This is a genomic window from Kitasatospora phosalacinea (assembly GCF_030268885.1).
GTDB lineage: Bacteria > Actinomycetota > Actinomycetes > Streptomycetales > Streptomycetaceae > Kitasatospora > Kitasatospora phosalacinea_C.
The window spans coordinates 50548-68152 of record NZ_BSSA01000011.1 but is presented as its reverse complement, the minus strand read 5'-3'; the positions used below and the strand labels follow the sequence as shown (position 1 = coordinate 68152).

Sequence of the window (17605 nt, the reverse complement as noted above, 5' to 3'; positions counted from 1 at the left end):
TCCCGCGCCCGGGGCGCGTCCGGACAGCGTGCGGGTACTCAGCCGATGGCTGAGTACCCGCCGCTTCAGAGGCTGACGCCCACCATCACCGGCTCGTTCACCAGCTCCACCCCGAACGCCGCGCGCACCCCGTCGCGCACCTCGCGGGCCAGCGCGAGCAGGTCCTCGGTGGTGGCCGAGCCGCGGTTGGTCAGGGCGAGGGTGTGCTTGGTGGAGAGCGTCGCCGGGCCGCTGCCGTGGCCCTTGCGGAAGCCCGCGTTGTCGATCAGCCAGGCCGCGGAGGTCTTGGTGCGGCCCTCGCCCGCCGGGTAGGCGGGCGCCCGCAGTCCGCCCAGCCGGGCGGTGAACGCGGCGAACTGGTCGTCCGACAGGACCGGGTTGGTGAAGAACGAGCCCGCCGACCAGGTGTCGTGGTCGGCCGCGTCCAGCACCATGCCCTTGCCCGCGCGCAGCCGCAGCACCTCGGCGTGGGCGTCCCCCAGCTTCACCCGCTGCCCCGGCTCGACGCCCATCGAACGGGCCACCTCGGCGTACTTCACCGGCGAGGACAGCCCGCCCTCGTCCGCGAGCCGGAACCACACCCGCAGCACCACGTACCGGTCCGGGTCGGCCTTGAAGCGGCTGTGCCGGTAGGAGAAGGCGCAGTCCTCGTTGGCCAGCGTGACGGTCTCGCCGAGCAGGCGGTCGTACGCGACCACCTCGGTGATGCTCTCGGCGACCTCCTGCCCGTACGCGCCCACGTTCTGCACCGGCGTCGCGCCGGCCGAGCCGGGGATCCCGGCCAGGAACTCGATCCCGGCCAGCCCGGCGGCGACGGTGCGGGCCACCGCGTCCGACCAGACCTCGCCGGCCGCGAGCTCCAGCAGCGTGCCGTCCAGCGCGTAGCCCTCGGTGGCGATCCGCAGCACCGTCCCGGGGAAGCCGGCATCCGCGATCACCAGGTTCGACCCGCCGCCCAGCACCAGCAGCGGCTCCCCCGCCGCGTCCGCCGCCCGCACCGCGGCCACCACCTCGGCGTCCGTCTGCGCCGTCACCAGCCGCCGGGCCGGGCCGCCCAACCGCAGCGTCGTCAACGGGGCCAGCGGCGCGTCCATCTCCTCGATCACCGCCCCAGCCTAAAGCAGCCCGGGAGGGACGGCGGGTGCGCGACCGGGCGCCCGGCGGGCGCGCGTTCAGGGGCTCGGGGAACGGCGAGCCCGAGCTGCTGACGGCCGGAGCCCACCGGAGTGTCCGTGCTGCTTCGGGCCGGGGTGACAGAACCCGAAGCCATCGCACGCACCGGCACCGCACCGCCGGCGGCCCCGGGCCCGCCGTTCCCCGGCCCCCGACGGCGCTACCGGCTCGCCGCGAGGCGCCGTCGCGCCTCGTCCCACCCCGGCTCCGCCGCACCCTCCGCGTCCCAGGTGGCGAACGCGGAGTGCTCCATGGCGGGGCGCAGGGCGGTCATCGCCCGCCGGTGGGTCCCGGAGCGGACGAAGGCGTCGAGCGCCTCCCGGTCGCTCCAGCTGGAGAGCACCCAGAAGGTGCGCTCCAGCGGTGCGGCCCGCAGGGTGACGCCGAGGGCGCCGGGGGCGCGGCGGGCCCGGCCGCGGACCTTCAGGGACTGCCGCAGGAAGCCGGGGACGTGCCGCAGGCCGCGGACCTTGAGTTCGGCGGCCATCACGACGGGCCGGGCGGGGGGCTGCTGGGCGGCGGGACCGGGGGCCCAGGGGAGCGTCATCGCGAGCACGGGTGGTTCCTCCTCGTTCGTCTCGTCCGTCGGTGGGTGGGTGGGTGGTCGGCCGCCGCTCAGGCCCGGCCGGCCGGAACGGGCGCGGGGGCGGGCGCGGTCTCCGGGCCGGCCGCCCCGGCCGTCCGCATGCCGTGCCGCCGCGGGACGAGCGCCGCGGCCACCGCCCCGGCCCCGACCGCGAGGGCGCCGACGACCATCGCGGGCACGAGCCCGTCGGTGAAGGCCGCGGTGCTGCCGTAGCCGCCCCGGGCGGAGAAGACCGCGGAGAGCACGGCCACGCCGAGGGCGCCGCCGACCTCCCGCATGGCGTTGTTCGCCCCGGAGGCGATGCCCTGTTCGGCGGGGCGGACGCTGGCCATCACCAGGTTGGCGGTGGGGGCGAAGTAGAGGGACATCCCGATGCCGCAGACCATCAGGACCGGGACCTGCTGCCCGTACCCGGCGGAGTGCTCGGCCAGCAGCGCCAGCCCGAGCAGGCCGAGGGCCTGCAGGACGAGTCCGGTGACGACGATCGGGCGGCCGCCGATCCGGTCGGTGAGGATCCCGGCGACCGGGGCGACCAGCAGCGGCATGGCGGTCCACGGGAGCATCCGGACGCCGGCCTGTTCGGCGGTGTAGCCGTTGACGCCCTGGAAGTACTGGCTGATCAGGAAGATCGAGCCGAACATGCCGAGGAACATCAGCAGGCTGGCCGCGTTGACGGCGCTGAACGCCCGGCTGCGGAACAGCCGCATCGGCAGCATCGGCCGCTTCGCGAAGCGGGCCTCGTACCCGACGAAGGCGGCCAGCAGCAGGGCGCCGCCGATCAGCGAGGCGAGCACCAGCGGGTGGGTCCAGCCGTCGGGGTTGCCGCGGACCAGGCCGAGGACGAGGCCGAAGAGGCCGCCGCTGACCAGCAGGGTGCCGGGGAGGTCGAGGCGGGGGTTCTCGCCGCGGCTCTCGCCGAGCACGGCGCGGGCCAGCGGCAGCAGGAGCAGGCCGACCGGGACGTTCACCCAGAAGATCCACTGCCAGGAGAACCGCTCGGTGAGGCTGCCGCCGATCAGCGGTCCGGTGGCGACGGCCAGCCCGCTGACCCCGGACCAGATGCCGAACGCCATGCCGCGCCTGGCGGCGGGCACCGCGACGGTCAGCAGGGTGAGGGTGAGCGGCATCATCACGGCCGCGCCGACGCCCTGGACGGCGCGGGCGGCGATCAGCGTCCCCATGCTCGGGGCCAGCGCGGCGGACGCCGAGCCGAGGGTGAAGACCGCGAGCCCGCCGAGGAACATCCGGCGGCGGCCGAAGCGGTCGCCGAGGGCCGCGCCGAACATCAGCAGGACGGCGAAGGTCAGGGTGTACGCGCTGACCGTCCACTCCAGGTCGGCGAGCGCGCCGCCCAGGTCGGCGCGGATCGCGGGCAGTGCGGTGGTGACCACCAGGTTGTCGAGTCCGGCCATGAAGCTGGCCACGCTGACGACCACCAGGGTCCAGACGGCTTGCCTGTTCATCTCGCTTCCCCCATAGGTTGTGATTGATCAATAACTTTTGTGGGCCGAAAAAAGGGCGCCCGCCACCGTCGGCGGAGCGCCTCAGCCTTCCCCGGCCCGCGCCTGCCTCTGCTTCTCGCCGAGCTCCACGAACGCCGACCAGAGCCCGTGCTCGAACGGGAAGCCCAGGGCCACCAGGGTGTTGATCAGCATCCCGTGCGCCATGAACTCGGTCGCCAGGGTCCGGTCCCCGATCCGCTCCTCGATCCGCTCGAACAGCCGCGACCAGCCCGCCCGCGCCGTCTCGCCGATGTCGCCGTCCCCGGCCGACTCCGCCGCGAACACCGAGACGTAGATCTGCATCTGCATCATCACCTGCTCCCGGTCCTCGACCAGGTTCAGGTACGCCTCGCCCATCGCGTCGCAGGCCGCGTCCCCCGTCAGCCCCTCCGAGGCCCGGTCGAAGACCCGCCAGGTCTCCTCCATGCAGTGCTCGGCCGCGGCCTCGAAGATCGCCTGCTTGTTGGGGAACAGCCGGAACAGGTACGGCTGCGAGACGCCCACCCGGCGGGCGATCGCCTCGGTGGAGGTGCCCCGGTACCCGCCCCGGGCGAACTCCACCATGGCCGCCCGGACGACGCTCTCGCGCCGCTCCTCGGCGGACATCCGCATGCTGTTCCTGGCCACACCCAAAGATTAGTGATTGGCCAATAACTTTGCAAGCCCCCCTGGCGCGGGCCCCGCTCCCGGGGCCCCCACCAGCTCGGACGGGACCGGCCCGCCGACCGGACTCAGCTCAGCCGGACGACGGCCCGGGCCATGCCCAGGACCTTCTGCCCCGCGCTGCTCGCGACCAGGTCCACCCGGACCCGGTTGTCCTCCAGCAGCGCTGCCACCTTCGCGGTGACCTCGATCGTCGCGCCGACGCCGTCGTTGGGCACGACCACCGGCTTGGTGAAGCGGACGCCGTACTCGACCACCGCGGCCGGGTCGCCGACCCAGTCGGTCACCACCCGGGCGGCCTCGGCCATGGTGAACATGCCGTGCGCGATCACGTCCGGGAGGCCGACCTCCAGGGCGAACTTCTCGTTCCAGTGGATCGGGTTGAAGTCCCCCGAGGCGCCGGCGTACTGCACCAGCGTCGCCCGGGTCACCGGGAAGGACTGCGCCGGCAGCTCGGTGCCGACCTGGACCTCGTCAAAGCGGACCGCCACGGTCACTCCTCCCCGGCTTCGTCGGCGGCACGCGCCACCAGCGTCATGATCGACGTCACCACGTGCTCGCCGCTGGCGTCCTCGACCTCGCCGCGGACGGTCAGCACGTCGTTGCCCGCCAGCGACTTGATCGCGTCGATCGAGACCGTGACGGAGAGCCGGTCGCCCGCCCGCACCGGGCGGGTGTAGGCGAACTTCTGGTCGCCGTGCACGACCCGGCTGTAGTCGAGCCCGAGCTCGGGGTCGTTGACCACCTGCGCGGCGGCCCGGAAGCTCAGCATGAAGGGGAAGGTCGGCGGGGCGATGACGTCCGGGTGCCCCAGCGCCTTGGCGGCCTCCGCGTCCGTGTACGCCGGGTTCGCGTCACCGATCGCGGCGGCGAACTCGCGGATCTTCTCCCGGCCCACCTCGTACGGCTCGGTGGGCGGGTAGGTCCGCCCGATGAACGAGGGGTCGAGTGGCATGGTGCAACTCCTCTGGTGGTGCGTCCGGTCCGTCATGCAGAAACGACTCCAGGCCGCGCCCCGAACGGGGTGCGGCCTGGAGTACGAGGCAAAGTCAACGGGTTTCGCGGTGCGCCGTGTGGGAGTTGCAACGCGGGCAGTGCTTCTTCATCTCAAGACGGTCCGGGTCGTTGCGCCGGTTCTTCTTGGTGATGTAGTTCCGCTCCTTGCACTCCACGCAGGCCAGCGTGATCTTCGGGCGGACGTCGGTGGCAGCCACGGGAGTGCCTTCCTTGGACAATGAATAAGAACACAGACAAGAGTAGCCGATCGGGAGTCATCCCCCCGATCGACTACGCGGGGTAGCGGTGACCGGACTTGAACCGGTGACACAGCGATTATGAGCCGCTTGCTCTACCAACTGAGCTACACCGCTTTGATGATCGGAACCCCGCCGGAGCGAGGAGCCTTTCACCAGAGCCCCCATGCGGAATCGAACCGCAGACCTTCTCCTTACCATGGAGACGCTCTACCGACTGAGCTATAGGGGCGAACGAGGAAGAGATTACACGGTTCCGGGCCAGAGGTGAAATCCGTATCCGCCGCGGATCTCCGCAGGTCGGCGGGCCCGCACTGACGGTCCGTCACCCGACACCCGTTCGACCCCCGCCGCAACCGGAACGCGCCCGACACGTCCTGGCACCCCGCCTCCGACCGTCCCGGCCGCCCGCGGCCTAGGCTCGACCGTCAGTGATCTCTCACCTGACCCCCGGCCTCGGACCACCTCCCGCGGGCGCGCCGCAGGCCGCCGCCCCGCACCGGGCCCCGGGGGGCGCCGGGCGGTCGACGGGACTGGAGGAGCGGGCCGATGAGCGAACGCAGCGAGGGCGCCCAGCCGCCGCCGTCCGCCAACCCGCTCGGACACGGGCCGGTGCTGCTGCTCACCGGGGCCCGGTTGCTGGACGGGCGGGTGGTGGACGTCCGGACCAGCGGGGACCGGATCCAGGCCGTCGGCACGGTCGGCAGCCTCGGGCCGCTGCCCGCGATGCCCGGACAGCCGACGGTCACCACCGGCGCCCGGATCGACCTGTCCGGCTACCTGCTGCTGCCCGCCCCCGCCGAACCGCACGGGCACTACGACAGCGCGTTCGCCGCGGCGGCGCCCGCGGCCGAGGAGGACGGCCCGGCCGAACTGGTCCGCCGGGCCACCGAGTCCGCGCTGACCTCGCTCGGCTACGGGGCCACCGCCCAGCGCACCCACGTCCGGATCGGCGACGTGCACGGGCTGGACCGGCTGGAGGCCGTCCTCGCCGCCCGCCAGTCGCTGCGCGGGCTGGCCGAACTGCAGGCGGTCGCGATGCCCCGGCTGCTCACCGGCCGGGCCGGGGCGGACGGGCGGGCCCTGCTCCGGGACGCGCTCAAGCTCGGTGCGGACGCGGCCGGCGGCTGCCCCGACCTGGACCCGGACCCGGTCGGCTACGTCCGGGCCGTGCTGGAGGCCGCGGCCGAGGCCGACTGCCCGGTCGACCTGCACACCAACGCCGCCGACCGGGACCAGCTCGCCCGCCTGGTCGCCGCCCTCGCCCCGCACCGGCCCCGGGTCGCGCTCGGCCCGTGCAGCGCCCTGCCGCCCGGCGGCGCGGACGTGCTGGCCGACGCGGGCGTCCGGGTGGTCTGCCTGCCGCAGAACGGCGGCTGCACCGGCCTCGAGGACCGGCCGATCGGCCTGCGCCCGGCCCTGGTGCGGGAGTTCGCCCAGGCCCGGGTCGCCCTCACGGCCGGCGCCGGCGCCCTCCGCGACGCCTCCAACCCGGTCGGCCGGGCCGACCCGCTGGACACCGCCCGCCTGCTCGCCGCGGGCGGCGCGCTCTCCCCCGAGGCCGCCTACGACGCGGTCTCCGCCCAGGCCCGCACCGCCCTCGGCCTGCCCCCCGTCCGGGTCGACGCCGGCTTCCCCGCCGAACTCCTCGCCGTCCGCGGCGACAGCCTGACCGGCGCCCTCTCCGGCGGCCACTCCCGCCTGGTCGTCCACTGCGGCCGCATCGTCTCCCGCACCAGCGCCGTCCGCGAGTTCGCCGACACCGTCACCCTGGCCCTCCCCCGCCAGAACCACCCGGGCTGAGACCCCCCGGCGGGCGGGCGCCGCGCTCCACGACGAAGAAGCCCCCGGGCTGCGTTTCCGCAGCCCGGGGGCTTCTCCACTATCCGGTGGCTGGTGCAGGGTTCGAACCTGCGTAGCTTGCGCGACAGATTTACAGTCTGCTCCCTTTGGCCGCTCGGGCAACCAGCCAGGGATGGTGTCTCGCGGGGCGCTGCCCCGTTCGACGTCGTAAACGATACCCGATGGTGGGGGGTGGTTCGCCACCCGGTTACGTCACGTCGTGATCAAGGTCGGCGCGCGGCCGTTGCGGGCGGGGGCCCGGAGCGCTGGATAGGCTGGGGCGTCGCCCGCCGGTGGCGGGTGGCGCGACCGTGCAGCCTGTAGTGCAAGGAGACCAACACCCATGGCCGACTCCAGTTTCGACATCGTCTCGAAGGTCGAGTGGCAGGAGGTCGACAACGCGATCAACCAGACCTCCCGCGAGATCGCCACCCGGTTCGACTTCAAGAACGTGGGTGCCGAGATCAAGCGGTCCGGCGAGAAGATCGAGATGAAGGCCAACGGCGAGGAGCGGGTCCGGGCGATCCTGGACGTGCTGCAGACCAAGTTCGTGAAGCGCGGGCTGTCGCTGAAGGCGCTGGACGCGGCGGAGCCGCAGCTGTCCGGCAAGGAGTACAAGATCTTCGCCGACATCAAGGAAGGCATCACCACCGAGGATGCCAAGAAGGTCGCGAAGATCATCCGCGACGAGGGCCCGAAGGGCGTCAAGGCGCAGGTCCAGGGCGACGAGCTGCGGGTCAGCTCGAAGTCGCGCGACGACCTGCAGGCCGTGCAGGCCCTGCTCAAGGGCAAGGACCTGGACTTCGCGATCCAGTTCGTGAACTACCGCTGATCCGCGGGCGGCCCCGCCGGGGAGGGCGGTGGTGCGGGCGCGGCGCCTGGTCCCCGGGCGCCTCCCCCGCACCACCGCCCTTCCCGTTCCGCCCCGGGGCGGGTCGACCTACCGCTGGAGGGCGGGGAGGGCGCCGGGCGGGGTGGTGATGGGGAGGCTGCCGGGCAGGCCCTGAAGGACGGCGGTGAGCTGGTCGATCAGGTGCCGGATCGCGCCGGTGTCGGGCAGGGCGAGGGCGCTCGGGGTGCCGGTGGCGGTGCCGAGCAGCCCGGTGAGGGTGGTGAGCAGGCCGGTGACGGTGCCGAGCAGCCCCGGGACGTCGAGCGCGGCGGGCGCGGCGGGCGCGGCGGGAACCGCGGAGGCCGCCGGGGCCGCGGGCAGCACCGGGGCCGTGACCGGCAGCGGCGGCAGCGGAACGGGCCGGACGGCGGCGGGGGCCGCGGGGGCGGGACGGGTGCGGAAGGCGTCGGCGGGGTCGGCAGCGGACGCGGGGGCGGCGGTCGCCAGGGTGACCGTGCCGAGGGTGAGGGCGACGGTCAGCGCGACGGCCGGCCAGTGGGCACGCATGGGTAAAGCCGTTCCTTTCGGGGGGAGTTCAGGCGTTTCGCCTGCACCCACACGGTGAGCCACCCGAAAGTGCGCGGCCACCGCTCGTAAGCCGAATGGTGCGCGGCCCGGTCCGGGTCAGCCCTCGGCGGTCCCGGTGGCCCCGGCGGCTCCGGTCGGTCGGCGGCGGTGCGCGTCGACGGCGGCGGCGATCTCCGGCGCGGTGGCGTCGGTGGCGCCGAGGGCGCGCAGGACGCGGTCGATCGGGGCGCCGTCAGCGGGGGCGAGCGGGCCGAGGGTGATCCGGCCGTCGTACCAGAGGGCGGCGCGCCGTCCGGCGGGGTGCTCGTCGTCGGACTCGGCGTAGGCGATGGGGGCGGCCTTGGACCAGCCCGCGATCCGGAGGGCGAAGCCGGAGGGGAACCGCTTGAAGCCGAAGTCCGGCGCGTTGGACGGGTGTTGGAGCGCGTCGTGGAGTTCGTCGGTCATCGGGACGAGCGCCAGGCCGTGCGGCAGGAGCGTGGAGCGCGCGAGCGGGACCTCGGCCGTCACCACGGCGATCAGTTCCTCGGCTGCGATCAGCGCGTTCAGTTCGTATGGCACCGCCCCATTCTCCGCCCGGGAAGTCATCAGGTCAGGAAAACAATCGAACTGACTATCCATCCGATATGCCGGACATCGGCCGCACCGCCCCCGAGCTGCCGAAACGGCCTTTCGTCACGGTGGGACCGGAAACGGTTCGCAGGCGCCCGGTGTCGCACGCGCGCCCGTCCGGTACGGCAGAGTGGACGGGGTGACCCGTACCCCGCCGCAGCGCCCGGCCACCGGCGCCAGGCCCACGCCCGAACAGCTCGCCGCCGCCCAGGACACCACCATCGAGGACGTGGCCGCGCCCGGCCTCCGGGTGCTGTTCTGCGGGATCAACCCCGGCCTGTGGTCGGGCGCCACCGGCCAGCACTTCGCCCGCCCGGGCAACCGGTTCTGGCCGGCCCTGCACCGGTCCGGCTTCACGCCGCGGCAGTTGCGGCCGGCCGAGCAGCGGGAGCTGCTCGACTACGGGCTGGGCATCACCAACGTGGTGGCGCGGACCACCGCGAAGGCGGCCGAGCTGACCGCCGAGGAGTACCGGGAGGGCGGGCTGGCGCTGGCGGCGCGGGTGCGGCAACTGCGGCCGCGGGTGCTGGCGGTGCTCGGGATCGGGGCGTACCGGGCGGCCTTCGGTCGGCCGCGGGCGACGGTCGGTCCGCAGCCGGAGCCGGTCGGCGGCACCGAGGTGTGGCTGCTGCCGAACCCGAGCGGGCTGAACGCGCACTACACGCTGGACGGGCTCGCCGCCGAGTTCCGGGCCCTGCGCGAGCACCTGGAGCGCGAGGGATCGTAAAGCAATCGTTTAGTCAAACATCGATCCGAGCGCGAGTAACCCCTGTTGGTGCTTGCTTGTGGCGGTTCAGAATCGACCCATGGCCGAACTCTCCTTCCCGCCCGGTTTCGTCTTCGGCGCCGGTACCGCCGCCTTCCAGATCGAGGGCGCCACCCGCGCCGACGGCCGCGGCCCGTCGATCTGGGACGCCTTCTGCGCCGAGCCGGGCCGGGTCGCGGGCGGTGACACCGGGGAGCCCGCCTGCGAGCACTACCGGCGCTGGCCGCAGGACGTCGAGCTGCTGCGGCGGCTCGGCGTCGGCTCGTACCGCTTCTCGGTCTCCTGGCCGCGGGTGCTGCCCGGCGGTGGCGGGGCGGTGAACCGGGCGGGGCTGGACTTCTACTCGCGGCTGGTGGACGGCCTGCTGGCGGCCGGGATCGAGCCCGCGGTGACGCTCTACCACTGGGACCTGCCGCAGCCGCTGGAGGACGGCGGCGGCTGGCGGGCCCGGGAGACCGCGCACCGCTTCGCGGAGTACGCGGCGGTGGTGGCGGGGGCGCTGGCGGACCGGGTGCCGCGCTGGACCACCCTCAACGAGCCCTGGTGCAGCGCCTTCCTGGGCTACGGCAACGGCGTGCACGCCCCGGGGGTGCGCTCGGGGACGCCCGCCCTGGCCGCCGCCCACCACCTGCTGCTCGGGCACGGCCTGGCGATGGGCGCGCTGCGCGCGGCCGGGGTCCGGGAGGCCGGGATCACCCTCAACCTGGACCACGTCACCCCTGCCACCCCGGCCGACGCCCTCGCCGCGCTGCGCGCCCGCACCCAGCGCAACCTGGTGTGGACGGAGCCGCTGCTGCGCGGTCGCTACCCGGCCGCCGAGGCGGACACCTGGGGCGAGCTGATCGAGCGCCAGGACTTCCGGCGCGAGGGCGACCTGCCGCTGATCGCGGCCCCGATGGACTTCCTGGGCGTGAACTACTACACCCCGGCGACCGTCCGCACCGCCCCGCACCGGGAACCCGACCCGGCCCGGCGGGACGCCACCGACAACCGCTTCGCGCACGTCCGCGACCCGCACGCCCGGCACACCGCGATGGACTGGGCGGTCGCCCCGGACACCCTGCGCGCCCTGCTGGTCGACCTGCACGAGGAGTACGGCCCGGCGCTGCCCCCGCTGCTCGTCACCGAGAACGGCTCCGCCGAGGACGACGCCCCGGGCCCGGACGGGGTGGTGCACGACGCCGACCGGATCGCCTACCTGGACGGCCACCTCCGGGCGGTGGCAGCGGCGCTGGCCGCGGGGGTGGACGTGCGCGGCTACTACGTCTGGTCGCTGCTGGACAACTTCGAGTGGACGTACGGCTACGGCAAGCGCTTCGGGGTGGTGCACGTGGACTACGCCACCCAGCGGCGCACCCCGAAGGACTCGTACCACTGGTACCGGGAGCTGATCTCCCGTCACTCCGCGAGGAGTTGAGCCTCGAACCGGGCGCGCTCGCGCACCACGTACGCGGCGTCGGACAGGTACATCAGGTGGTGCCCGTCGGCCAGGTGCGAGGCGAACGCGGCGCTCCCGGCGGCGGCTTCGGCCCGCATGTGCGCGACCAGGGCGTGCAGCCGGGCCTCGATCGCGTCGACCAGACCTTCCCGGTCGGCCCGGCCGAGGCCGTACGCGTCGCAGAACTCCCTTACCCGGACGGCCTGTTCGTCGGGGGTGCCGAAGCCGTCGGCGTTGCCGGGGGCGGTGGTGGGCGCCCAGCGGTAGACGGCGTGGGCGACGTCCCACAGCCGGGGTCCGGGGTGGGCGGTGTCGAAGTCGATGACGCCGACCACGCGTTCGCCGTCCAGCACGCAGTTGTGCGGGGCGTAGTCGCCGTGGCAGACCACCTCGGCGGGCTCCCGGGCGGGCAGCATCCAGCCCTCGGCGGTGTAGCCCGCGGTGGCGTCGTGGTAGGCGCGCAGCAGGCGGGCCGCGTCGAGCAGGGCGGTGCGGGAGGCGGCCGCGGGGGTGGGCGGGTAGTCGGGCACCTCGCCGGGCAGGAAGTCCAGCACCTCCCGCCCGTCCTCGCTCAGCCCGTGGAACCGCGGCCCCGCCGTGAACCCGGCCGCCCGCACGTGCGCCAGCAGCCCGTGCACGGCGGGCGACCACGGCCCGGTCGGTCGCAGCACCCGGTCGCCGCGCCGCTCCACCCGGTTGACCCCGCCCGTCAGGATCTCGCCCGCCGGGACCTCGTCCACCGGGATCTCGCCGTCCGCCATCCGCCGCTCCTCACCGTCCTCGTCCGACCCGGCAGTTGTACCCGGCGCCGGGCCGCTGCGCGAGCGGTTTCCGGGCGGCGCGGTGTCAGCGGCCGCCGAAGCCCTGGTCGGTGGTGACGACCTCCCGGCCGAGCGGGGTCAGCGAGATCGGGACCATCTTGAGGTTGGCCCAGCCGAACGGGATGCCGATGATCGACAGGAACAGCGGGATGCTGGTGACGATGTGCCCGAGCGCCAGCCACCAGCCCGCGAACACCAGCCAGATCACGTTGCCCACGCAGGAGGGGGCGCCCGCGTCGTCCCGCACCACGGTGGTGCGGCCGAACGGCCAGAGCATGAACCCCGCGAGGCGGAAGGACGCGATGCCGAACGGGATGGTGACGATCAGGACGAAGCAGATGATCCCGGCGAGCGCGTAACCGATCGCCATCCACAGGCCGCAGAACAGCAGCCAGATGACGTTGAGCAGGAAGTTGACCAGCTTCATGCCCTCCAGGCTCGCACACCGGGGGCCGGACGGTCAGGTGGCGGCCCGTCCTTGTGGCAGGGGTGTGACGGGAGGGGGCCGGACGGGGCGGAAGGGGCGGCCGGGAACGGCGGGAGGCCCGCCGGGCGGGCGGGCCTCCGTCGTCGTCGCGCCGGGCGGGCGTCAGGCGAGCAGCTTGTCCTTGGCCCGCTGGTACTCCTCCTCGGACAGCGCACCGCCGTTCCTGAGTTCGGCCAGCTTCGCCAGGTCCTCCACGTGCCCGCCGGAGCCACCGCCGGAGGACGCACCGGAGCCGGGGGCGCCGGTGCCCGCCGCCCTGCGGACGTAGTCCTGGAACGCCGCGTCGGCCTTCCTGGCCTGGTCGACGTCCCGCTGCTGCATCGAGCCGCCGCGGGCGATCAGGTAGACCAGCACGCCCAGGAACGGCAGCAGGATCACGAAGATCGTCCAACCGGCCTTGCCCCAGCCGCCCATGTCGTCGCTGCGGAAGATGTCGGTGATGATCTTGAACAGCAGGAAGAACCAGAGGATCCAGAGGAACAGCTCCAGCATCGTCCAGAAGATGTTGAGCAACGGATAGTTGTCCATGACGCTCCGATCCCGCACGCAGTCAGACGGAACGTCCCCACACCTCTGACGGCGCAGGGACGAAACGATTCCTATCACCGCGAAACGGACACCGCACGCCGAGCGCGGCCCCCGGTGCGACGCCGCGGCGGCGGCCCGGGCGTCAGTGCGGCTCGGACAGCGGCCGGTCGTTCTGCAGCCGGTCGAACTCCGCGATGTCGGGGTGGTGCAGGTCGAAGGCCGGGGACTCGGAGCGGACCCGCGGCAGGGTGGTGAAGTTGTGCCGCGGCGGCGGGCAGGAGGTCGCCCACTCCAGCGAGCGGCCGTAGCCCCACGGGTCGTCGACGCCGACCCCGGGCGCGTACCTGGCGGTCTTCCAGAGGTTGTACAGGAACGGCAGGGTGGACAGGCCGAGCAGGAAGGACCCGATGGTCGAGACGGTGTTCAGCGTGGTGAAGCCGTCCGAGGCCAGGTAGTCCGCGTACCGGCGCGGCATGCCCTCGGCGCCCAACCAGTGCTGGACCAGGAAGGTGGTGTGGAAGCCGACGAACAGCGTCCAGAAGTGGATCTTGCCGAGGCGCTCGTCCAGCATCCGCCCGGTCATCTTGGGCCACCAGAAGTAGAAGCCCGCGAACATCGCGAAGACCACCGTCCCGAACACCACGTAGTGGAAGTGCGCGACGACGAAGTACGAGTCCGAGACGTGGAAGTCGATCGGCGGCGAGGCCAGCAGCACGCCGGTCAGACCGCCGAACAGGAAGGTCACCAGGAAGCCGATCGACCAGAGCATCGGCGTCTCGAAGGAGAGCGAGCCGCGCCACATGGTGCCGACCCAGTTGAAGAACTTCACGCCCGTCGGGACCGCGATCAGGAAGGTCATGAACGAGAAGAAGGGCAGCAGCACCTGCCCGGTCACGAACATGTGGTGCGCCCAGACGGTGACCGACAGGCCCGCGATGGCGATGGTCGCGGCGATCAGGCCGGAGTACCCGAAGACCGGCTTGCGGGAGAACACCGGGAGGATCTCGGTGACGATGCCGAAGAACGGCAGCGCGATGATGTAGACCTCGGGGTGGCCGAAGAACCAGAACAGGTGCTGCCACAGGATCGGCCCGCCGTTGGCCGGGTCGAAGACGTGCGCCCCGAACTTGCGGTCCGCCTCCAGGCAGAGCAGCGCCCCGGCCAGCACCGGGAAGGCCATCAGCACCAGGATCGAGGTCAGCAGCACGTTCCAGGTGAAGATCGACATCCGGAACAGCGTCATGCCCGGCGCCCGCAGGCAGACGATCGTGGTGATGAAGTTGACCGAGCCGAGGATCGTTCCGAAGCCGGAGAAGGCCAGACCCATGATCCACATGTCGGCGCCGACCCCCGGCGAGTGGATCGCGTCGTTCAGCGGCGCGTAGGCGAACCAGCCGAAGTCGGCCGCCCCGTTCGGGGTCAGGAAGCCCCCCACCGCGATCAGCGAACCGAACAGGTACATCCAGTACGCGAAGGCGTTCAGCCGGGGGAAGGCCACGTCGGGGGCGCCGATCTGGAGCGGCATGAACCAGTTGGCGAAGCCCGCGAACAGCGGGGTGGCGAACATCAGCAGCATGATCGTGCCGTGCATGGTGAACGCCTGGTTGAACTGCTCGTTCGACAGGATCTGCGTCCCCGGACGGGCCAGCTCGGCGCGCATCGCCAGCGCCAGCACGCCGCCGACCAGGAAGAAGGCGAACGAGGTGACCAGGTAGAGGGTGCCGATCTGCTTGTGGTCGGTGGTGGTCAGCCACACCACCACCGCCCGGCCCCGGCGCGGGCGGGAGGCCCGGCCGAAGCGGCGGCGCGGCGGCGGCTGCGGGACGGGCGGGCCGGTGGGGCCCAGTTCGGCATCGCTGGGCAGCATGGTCACCGCACCGCACCTCCGGCCTCGGACTGGTCAGTGCGTTCAGCCCTACCAGCGGGGCGGGTGCGGGCGGCGGACGCTCGCCGGTCGGTCGCCCGAAGGGGTCAGCGGGCGGGCCGCGGGGCGGTCAGTGCCCGGCCATCCGCTCCAGGCGGGCGATCCGCTCGCGCATCGGCGGGTGGGTGGAGAACAGCTTCGCGCCGCGCTCGCCGGGACGGAACGGGTTGGCGATCATCATGTGGCTGGCGGTCTGCAGCTGCGGCTCGGGCGGCAGCGGCAGCCGCTGGGTGCCCGCGTCGAGCTTGCGCAGGGCGCTGGCCAGGGCGAGCGGGTCGCCGGTGATCCGGGCCCCGTCGGCGTCGGCCTGGTACTCGCGGGAGCGGCTGACGGCCAGTTGGATCAGGCTGGCGGCGACCGGCCCCAGGATCATGATCGCCAGCATGCCGACCAGGCCCGGGCCGTCGTCGTCGTCCGAGCGCCCGACCGGGATCAGCCAGGCGAAGTTCACCAGGAACATCACCACCGAGGCGAGCGCCCCGGCCACCGAGGAGATCAGGATGTCCCGGTTGTAGACGTGGCTGAGCTCGTGGCCCAGGACGCCGCGCAGCTCGCGCTCGTCCAGCAGCTGCAGGATGCCGTCGGTGCAGCAGACCGCCGCGTTGCGCGGGTTGCGGCCGGTGGCGAAGGCGTTCGGCGCGGGGGTGGGCGAGATGTAGAGCCGGGGCATCGGCTGGCGGGCCGAGGTGGAGAGCTCGCGGACGATCCGGTACAGCTGTGGGGCCTCGATCTCGCTGACCGGGCGGGCCCGCATGGCGCGCAGCGCCAGCTTGTCGCTGTTCCAGTAGGCGTACGCGTTGGTGCCGACCGCGATCAGCAGGGCCACCAGCAGGCCGGTGCGACCGAAGAAGCTGCCGATCACCAGGATCAGTGCGGAGAGGCCGCCCAGCAGGACGGCCGTCCGCAACCCGTTGTGGTGGCTGTGCACTGCGGGACCCTCCTGTGGTGCCGGTGGAAGCCGTGGAGCCGCTTCCCTCTGCCGGGATCAACGCGCCGAACCGGGCGGTTCGTTCCCTCCGGCATTCGACCACGGTTCAGAACAGGCTGCCCGACACCACCTGCAGCACCAGTTGCGGGGCCACCGAGAGCACCACCGCGCCGACCGCGGCCAGGCCCAGCGCGGCGCCCAGCGGGGCCGGGGTCCGGTGCCCGGCATCGCCCTCCGCGACGCCCTCCCCGGCGGACGGGGCGAACAGCAGGGCGGTCCACTTCAGGTAGTAGGCGAGCGCGACCACCACGTTCACCGCCATCACCACGGCCAGCCAGCCCAGGCCCGCGTCCACGGCCGAGCGGAACACCACGACCTTGCCGAACAGGCCGACCACGCCCGGCGGCAGGCCCGCCAGGCAGAGCAGGAAGAACGCCAGCCCGAACGCCGCCCAGCGGTTGCGCCCGGCCAGCCCGCGGAAGCCGTCCAGCCGTCCGGAGCCGCCGACCAGCGCCACCACGCCGAACGCGCCCAGGTTCACCAGGCCGTAGATCAGCGCGTACGCCACGGTCGCGCCCAGCGGCTCGGCCGAGCCCGCGTACCCGGCGGCGGCCAGCGGCACCAGCAGGTAGCCGGCCTGGCCGACCGAGGACCAGGCCAGCAGCCGGACCGCCCCGTGCGGGGTGTCGGTGCGCTGGCGCAGCGCGGCCGCGTTGCCGAACGTCATGGTGAGCGCGGCGAGCACCGCCAGCACCAGGCCCCAGGTGTGGCCGTACGGGCGGAGGGCGAGCGTGGTGACCAGCGCGAGGCCGGACAGGCCGGCCGCCTTGCCGACCACCGAGAGGTAGCCGGCCACCGGCAGCGGGGCGCCGACGTACGTGTCGGGGACCCAGAAGTGGAACGGGACGGCGGCGGTCTTGAACGCGAAGCCGACCAGGGTGAGCACCGCGCCCGCCTCGGCGAGCGGCTTCAACCGGCCGGGGGCCTGGGCCAGTCCGTCGGCGACGCCCTGCAGCTGGATCGTCCCGGCGGCGGCGTAGACGAAGCTGACGCCGAGCAGCATCACGGCGGTCGCGTTGACCGAGGAGAGGAAGAACTTGAGCGCGCTCTCCGCGCCGCGGCCGTCCCGGCGCAGCCCGACCAGGGCGAACGCGGGCAGGGTGGCGACCTCCAGCGCGATCACCAGGGTGGCGAGGTCGCGGGAGGCGGGCAGCAGGGCGGCGCCGCAGGCGGAGGAGAGCAGCAGGAACCAGTACTCGCCGCCCGGCAGCTTCTCCGCCTCGACGGTGTGCAGGGAGAGCAGCACCGTCAGCAGCGCGCCGCCGAGGGCCAGCAGCTGGAAGGCGAGCGCGAAGTGGTCGGCGGTGTAGGAGCAGCCGCCGCCGGGGCTCTTGAAGCAGAAGGTGGAGCGGGTGTCGCCCAGGGCGAGCGGGAGCAGCGCGGCCAGCGCGGCGAGCAGTCCGGCGGCGCTCAGCCAGCCGAGCAGGCGCTTGCGGGCCTCGGGCAGGAACAGGTCGGTGACCAGGACGGCGAGGGCGGCGAGCGCGGCGATCAGCGGCGGGGCGACCGCCACCCAGTCGACGGACTGGATCAGGCCGCCCGGGTCGGCGACGGCGAGCGGCGTCAGCGGAGTCATGAGGGGCTGCCCCAGGTCGTGAGCGG

At 73.3% G+C, this 17605-nt stretch carries 19 protein-coding genes and 3 tRNA genes; 4 read left to right on the top strand and 18 right to left on the bottom strand.

All coding sequences use genetic code 11. The annotated features are described in order from the left end of the window. Nucleotides 1–65: 65 nt before the first annotated feature. The 9 genes from QSK52_RS17660 to QSK52_RS17620 form a co-directional block, all read right to left on the bottom strand. On the bottom strand, nucleotides 66–1103 hold the full coding sequence (locus QSK52_RS17660) for a UDP-N-acetylmuramate dehydrogenase (protein WP_285737158.1): 1038 nt from the start codon (nucleotides 1101–1103) through the stop codon (nucleotides 66–68). A gap of 230 nt (nucleotides 1104–1333) precedes the next feature. After that, nucleotides 1334–1720 (bottom strand): antibiotic biosynthesis monooxygenase family protein, encoded by a 387-nt coding sequence (locus tag QSK52_RS17655; protein ID WP_285737157.1) that lies wholly within the window; start codon nucleotides 1718–1720, stop codon nucleotides 1334–1336. 68 nt (nucleotides 1721–1788) lie between these two features. Next, nucleotides 1789–3222, bottom strand: a complete 1434-nt coding sequence (locus QSK52_RS17650; RefSeq protein WP_285737042.1) for a DHA2 family efflux MFS transporter permease subunit — start codon at nucleotides 3220–3222, stop codon at nucleotides 1789–1791. A gap of 81 nt (nucleotides 3223–3303) precedes the next feature. Beyond that, nucleotides 3304–3873: a TetR/AcrR family transcriptional regulator gene (locus QSK52_RS17645; protein ID WP_435053283.1), complete on the bottom strand. Its 570-nt coding sequence runs from the start codon at nucleotides 3871–3873 to the stop codon at nucleotides 3304–3306. 119 nt (nucleotides 3874–3992) lie between these two features. After that, a complete protein-coding gene (locus QSK52_RS17640; RefSeq protein ID WP_285737041.1) occupies nucleotides 3993–4421 on the bottom strand; it encodes a MaoC family dehydratase in 429 nt (142 codons plus the stop codon). Further along, on the bottom strand, nucleotides 4418–4879 hold the full coding sequence (locus tag QSK52_RS17635) for a MaoC family dehydratase N-terminal domain-containing protein (RefSeq protein WP_285737040.1): 462 nt from the start codon (nucleotides 4877–4879) through the stop codon (nucleotides 4418–4420). Before QSK52_RS17635 ends, QSK52_RS17640 begins: the two co-directional genes overlap by 4 nt. Before the next feature lie 94 nt (nucleotides 4880–4973). Then, the gene (gene rpmG, locus QSK52_RS17630) at nucleotides 4974–5138 is read right to left on the bottom strand and encodes a 50S ribosomal protein L33 (RefSeq protein WP_006604855.1); all 165 of its coding nucleotides are present in this window, start codon (nucleotides 5136–5138) and stop codon (nucleotides 4974–4976) included. 83 nt (nucleotides 5139–5221) lie between these two features. Continuing rightward, nucleotides 5222–5294: transfer RNA gene (locus QSK52_RS17625), tRNA-Met, on the bottom strand. 42 nt (nucleotides 5295–5336) lie between these two features. Beyond that, nucleotides 5337–5409 (bottom strand) — tRNA-Thr (locus QSK52_RS17620). Between the two features lie 317 nt (nucleotides 5410–5726). Between QSK52_RS17620 and QSK52_RS17615 the strand changes: the two genes are divergently transcribed. After that, nucleotides 5727–6980, top strand: a complete 1254-nt coding sequence (locus QSK52_RS17615; RefSeq protein ID WP_285737039.1) for a hydrolase — start codon at nucleotides 5727–5729, stop codon at nucleotides 6978–6980. A gap of 87 nt (nucleotides 6981–7067) precedes the next feature. Here QSK52_RS17615 and QSK52_RS17610 read toward each other — a convergent pair. Further along, nucleotides 7068–7148, bottom strand: a tRNA-Tyr gene (locus QSK52_RS17610). A 214-nt stretch (nucleotides 7149–7362) separates the two neighbouring features. Here QSK52_RS17610 and QSK52_RS17605 point away from each other — a divergent pair. Then, entirely contained in the window at nucleotides 7363–7851 is a 489-nt protein-coding gene (locus QSK52_RS17605) for a YajQ family cyclic di-GMP-binding protein (RefSeq protein ID WP_285737038.1), read from the top strand. A 108-nt stretch (nucleotides 7852–7959) separates the two neighbouring features. Here the strand turns inward: QSK52_RS17605 and QSK52_RS17600 are convergent, their stop codons facing one another. Next, the gene (locus QSK52_RS17600) at nucleotides 7960–8418 is read right to left on the bottom strand and encodes a hypothetical protein (RefSeq protein WP_285737037.1); all 459 of its coding nucleotides are present in this window, start codon (nucleotides 8416–8418) and stop codon (nucleotides 7960–7962) included. Between the two features lie 117 nt (nucleotides 8419–8535). Continuing rightward, nucleotides 8536–9000 (bottom strand): hypothetical protein, encoded by a 465-nt coding sequence (locus QSK52_RS17595; RefSeq protein WP_285737036.1) that lies wholly within the window; start codon nucleotides 8998–9000, stop codon nucleotides 8536–8538. Between the two features lie 190 nt (nucleotides 9001–9190). Between QSK52_RS17595 and mug the strand changes: the two genes are divergently transcribed. Next, nucleotides 9191–9778, top strand: a complete 588-nt coding sequence (mug, locus tag QSK52_RS17590; protein ID WP_285737035.1) for a G/U mismatch-specific DNA glycosylase — start codon at nucleotides 9191–9193, stop codon at nucleotides 9776–9778. 79 nt (nucleotides 9779–9857) lie between these two features. Beyond that, nucleotides 9858–11234: a GH1 family beta-glucosidase gene (locus tag QSK52_RS17585; protein ID WP_285737034.1), complete on the top strand. Its 1377-nt coding sequence runs from the start codon at nucleotides 9858–9860 to the stop codon at nucleotides 11232–11234. On the opposite strand, the gene QSK52_RS17580 is transcribed toward QSK52_RS17585, so the two are convergent. From QSK52_RS17580 to QSK52_RS17555, 6 genes are all read right to left on the bottom strand, one after another. Next, complete coding sequence (locus tag QSK52_RS17580; RefSeq protein ID WP_285737033.1) at nucleotides 11216–12016, bottom strand: phosphotransferase; 801 nt, start codon at nucleotides 12014–12016, stop codon at nucleotides 11216–11218. The two genes, QSK52_RS17585 and QSK52_RS17580, sit on opposite strands and share 19 nt — an antisense overlap. 85 nt (nucleotides 12017–12101) lie before the next feature. After that, the gene (locus tag QSK52_RS17575; RefSeq protein ID WP_285737032.1) at nucleotides 12102–12503 is read right to left on the bottom strand and encodes a YccF domain-containing protein; all 402 of its coding nucleotides are present in this window, start codon (nucleotides 12501–12503) and stop codon (nucleotides 12102–12104) included. 162 nt (nucleotides 12504–12665) lie between these two features. Continuing rightward, nucleotides 12666–13091 (bottom strand): SHOCT domain-containing protein, encoded by a 426-nt coding sequence (locus tag QSK52_RS17570; RefSeq protein ID WP_285737031.1) that lies wholly within the window; start codon nucleotides 13089–13091, stop codon nucleotides 12666–12668. A 142-nt stretch (nucleotides 13092–13233) separates the two neighbouring features. Then, on the bottom strand, nucleotides 13234–14958 hold the full coding sequence (gene ctaD, locus QSK52_RS17565) for an aa3-type cytochrome oxidase subunit I (protein WP_285737155.1): 1725 nt from the start codon (nucleotides 14956–14958) through the stop codon (nucleotides 13234–13236). 127 nt (nucleotides 14959–15085) lie between these two features. After that, entirely contained in the window at nucleotides 15086–15943 is an 858-nt protein-coding gene (htpX, locus tag QSK52_RS17560) for a zinc metalloprotease HtpX (protein WP_285737030.1), read from the bottom strand. A gap of 106 nt (nucleotides 15944–16049) precedes the next feature. Then, nucleotides 16050–17579, bottom strand: coding sequence for an NADH-quinone oxidoreductase subunit N (locus QSK52_RS17555; protein WP_285737154.1), 1530 nt, complete (start codon nucleotides 17577–17579; stop codon nucleotides 16050–16052). Nucleotides 17580–17605 lie beyond the last annotated feature (26 nt).

What these genes read in the sequence shown, in the direction of transcription:
- QSK52_RS17580 (WP_285737033.1), bottom strand. Translation starts at nt 12,016, where the DNA reads ATGGCGGACGGCGAGATCCCGGTGGACGAGGTCCCGGCGGGCGAGATC.
- QSK52_RS17600 (WP_285737037.1), bottom strand. Translation starts at nt 8,418, where the DNA reads ATGCGTGCCCACTGGCCGGCCGTCGCGCTGACCGTCGCCCTCACCCTC.
- QSK52_RS17585 (WP_285737034.1), top strand. Translation starts at nt 9,858, where the DNA reads ATGGCCGAACTCTCCTTCCCGCCCGGTTTCGTCTTCGGCGCCGGTACC.
- QSK52_RS17555 (WP_285737154.1), bottom strand. Translation starts at nt 17,579, where the DNA reads ATGACTCCGCTGACGCCGCTCGCCGTCGCCGACCCGGGCGGCCTGATC.
- QSK52_RS17575 (WP_285737032.1), bottom strand. Translation starts at nt 12,503, where the DNA reads ATGAAGCTGGTCAACTTCCTGCTCAACGTCATCTGGCTGCTGTTCTGC.
- QSK52_RS17570 (WP_285737031.1), bottom strand. Translation starts at nt 13,091, where the DNA reads ATGGACAACTATCCGTTGCTCAACATCTTCTGGACGATGCTGGAGCTG.
- QSK52_RS17605 (WP_285737038.1), top strand. Translation starts at nt 7,363, where the DNA reads ATGGCCGACTCCAGTTTCGACATCGTCTCGAAGGTCGAGTGGCAGGAG.
- QSK52_RS17645 (WP_435053283.1), bottom strand. Translation starts at nt 3,873, where the DNA reads ATGCGGATGTCCGCCGAGGAGCGGCGCGAGAGCGTCGTCCGGGCGGCC.
- QSK52_RS17650 (WP_285737042.1), bottom strand. Translation starts at nt 3,222, where the DNA reads ATGAACAGGCAAGCCGTCTGGACCCTGGTGGTCGTCAGCGTGGCCAGC.
- QSK52_RS17655 (WP_285737157.1), bottom strand. Translation starts at nt 1,720, where the DNA reads ATGACGCTCCCCTGGGCCCCCGGTCCCGCCGCCCAGCAGCCCCCCGCC.
- ctaD (WP_285737155.1), bottom strand. Translation starts at nt 14,958, where the DNA reads ATGCTGCCCAGCGATGCCGAACTGGGCCCCACCGGCCCGCCCGTCCCG.
- QSK52_RS17615 (WP_285737039.1), top strand. Translation starts at nt 5,727, where the DNA reads ATGAGCGAACGCAGCGAGGGCGCCCAGCCGCCGCCGTCCGCCAACCCG.
- QSK52_RS17635 (WP_285737040.1), bottom strand. Translation starts at nt 4,879, where the DNA reads ATGCCACTCGACCCCTCGTTCATCGGGCGGACCTACCCGCCCACCGAG.